The sequence below is a fragment of the Streptococcus mitis genome (genome assembly GCF_002096855.1).
GTDB lineage: Bacteria > Bacillota > Bacilli > Lactobacillales > Streptococcaceae > Streptococcus > Streptococcus mitis_Y.
The window spans coordinates 1-2,500 of the sequence record NZ_NCVH01000023.1; the positions used below are offsets into that span (position 1 = coordinate 1).

Genomic DNA, 2,500 nt, shown 5'->3' on the forward strand with positions numbered 1-2,500 from the left:
CACTTGATGAAAAAAGATTAAAAAAGTTTCAAAAAAGTGTTGACAAGCGAAAGCGGCTGTGATATACTAATATAGTTGTCACTTGAGAGAAGCAAGTGACAAAGACCTTTGAAAACTGAACAAGACGAACCAATGTGCAGGGCACTACAACTAAGGTTGTAGTACTGAACAATGAAAAAACAATAAATCTGTCAGTGACAGAAATGAGTGAGAACTCAAACTTTTAATGAGAGTTTGATCCTGGCTCAGGACGAACGCTGGCGGCGTGCCTAATACATGCAAGTAGAACGCTGAAGGAGGAGCTTGCTTCTCTGGATGAGTTGCGAACGGGTGAGTAACGCGTAGGTAACCTGCCTGGTAGCGGGGGATAACTATTGGAAACGATAGCTAATACCGCATAAGAGTAGATGTTGCATGACATTTGCTTAAAAGGTGCAATTGCACCACTACCAGATGGACCTGCGTTGTATTAGCTAGTTGGTGGGGTAACGGCTCACCAAGGCGACGATACATAGCCGACCTGAGAGGGTGATCGGCCACACTGGGACTGAGACACGGCCCAGACTCCTACGGGAGGCAGCAGTAGGGAATCTTCGGCAATGGACGGAAGTCTGACCGAGCAACGCCGCGTGAGTGAAGAAGGTTTTCGGATCGTAAAGCTCTGTTGTAAGAGAAGAACGAGTGTGAGAGTGGAAAGTTCACACTGTGACGGTATCTTACCAGAAAGGGACGGCTAACTACGTGCCAGCAGCCGCGGTAATACGTAGGTCCCGAGCGTTGTCCGGATTTATTGGGCGTAAAGCGAGCGCAGGCGGTTAGATAAGTCTGAAGTTAAAGGCTGTGGCTTAACCATAGTACGCTTTGGAAACTGTTTAACTTGAGTGCAAGAGGGGAGAGTGGAATTCCATGTGTAGCGGTGAAATGCGTAGATATATGGAGGAACACCGGTGGCGAAAGCGGCTCTCTGGCTTGTAACTGACGCTGAGGCTCGAAAGCGTGGGGAGCAAACAGGATTAGATACCCTGGTAGTCCACGCCGTAAACGATGAGTGCTAGGTGTTAGACCCTTTCCGGGGTTTAGTGCCGCAGCTAACGCATTAAGCACTCCGCCTGGGGAGTACGACCGCAAGGTTGAAACTCAAAGGAATTGACGGGGGCCCGCACAAGCGGTGGAGCATGTGGTTTAATTCGAAGCAACGCGAAGAACCTTACCAGGTCTTGACATCCCTCTGACCGCTCTAGAGATAGAGTTTTCCTTCGGGACAGAGGTGACAGGTGGTGCATGGTTGTCGTCAGCTCGTGTCGTGAGATGTTGGGTTAAGTCCCGCAACGAGCGCAACCCCTATTGTTAGTTGCCATCATTTAGTTGGGCACTCTAGCGAGACTGCCGGTAATAAACCGGAGGAAGGTGGGGATGACGTCAAATCATCATGCCCCTTATGACCTGGGCTACACACGTGCTACAATGGCTGGTACAACGAGTCGCAAGCCGGTGACGGCAAGCTAATCTCTTAAAGCCAGTCTCAGTTCGGATTGTAGGCTGCAACTCGCCTACATGAAGTCGGAATCGCTAGTAATCGCGGATCAGCACGCCGCGGTGAATACGTTCCCGGGCCTTGTACACACCGCCCGTCACACCACGAGAGTTTGTAACACCCGAAGTCGGTGAGGTAACCTTTTAGGAGCCAGCCGCCTAAGGTGGGATAGATGATTGGGGTGAAGTCGTAACAAGGTAGCCGTATCGGAAGGTGCGGCTGGATCACCTCCTTTCTAAGGATAAGGAACTGCGCATTGGTCTTGTTTAGTCTTGAGAGGTCTTGTGGGGCCTTAGCTCAGCTGGGAGAGCGCCTGCTTTGCACGCAGGAGGTCAGCGGTTCGATCCCGCTAGGCTCCATTGGTGAGAGATCACCAAGTAATGCACATTGAAAATTGAATATCTATATCAAATAGTAACAAGAAAATAAACCGAAAACGCTGTAGTATTAATAAGAGTTTATGACTGAAAGGTCAAAAAATAAGGTTAAGTTAATAAGGGCGCACGGTGGATGCCTTGGCACTAGGAGCCGAAGAAGGACGTGACAAACGACGATATGCCTTGGGTAGCTGTAAGTAAGTGATGATCCAGGGATTTCCGAATGGGGGAACCCAACAGGTACTACCTGTTACCCGCATCTGTTAAGGATGTGAGGAGGAAGACGCAGTGAACTGAAACATCTAAGTAGCTGCAGGAAGAGAAAGCAAAAGCGATTGCCTTAGTAGCGGCGAGCGAAACGGCAGGAGGGCAAACCGAAGAGTTTACTCTTCGGGGTTGTAGGACTGCAATGTGGACTCAAAGATTATAGAAGAATGATTTGGGAAGATCAGCCAAAGAGAGTAATAGCCTCGTATTTAAAATAGTCTTTGTACCTAGCAGTATCCTGAGTACGGCGGGACACGTGAAATCCCGTCGGAATCTGGGAGGACCATCTCCCAACCCTAAATACTCCCTAGTGACCGATAGT

The 2,500-nt window shown here is 49.3% G+C and carries 1 tRNA gene and 2 rRNA genes (1 of these 3 cut by a window edge); all 3 read left to right on the forward strand.

Annotation, left to right across the window (positions count from 1 at the left end):
* Positions 1–222: 222 nt before the first annotated feature.
* A 16S ribosomal RNA gene (locus B7698_RS01155) occupies positions 223–1,769 on the forward strand.
* Positions 1,770–1,820: 51 nt separating this feature from the next.
* Positions 1,821–1,893 (forward strand) — tRNA-Ala (locus tag B7698_RS01160).
* A gap of 124 nt (positions 1,894–2,017) precedes the next feature.
* Positions 2,018–2,500, forward strand: a 23S ribosomal RNA gene (locus B7698_RS01165) (it continues 2,406 nt past the right edge of the window).
* The 16S and 23S rRNA genes sit together here with 1 tRNA gene alongside, the layout of an rRNA operon.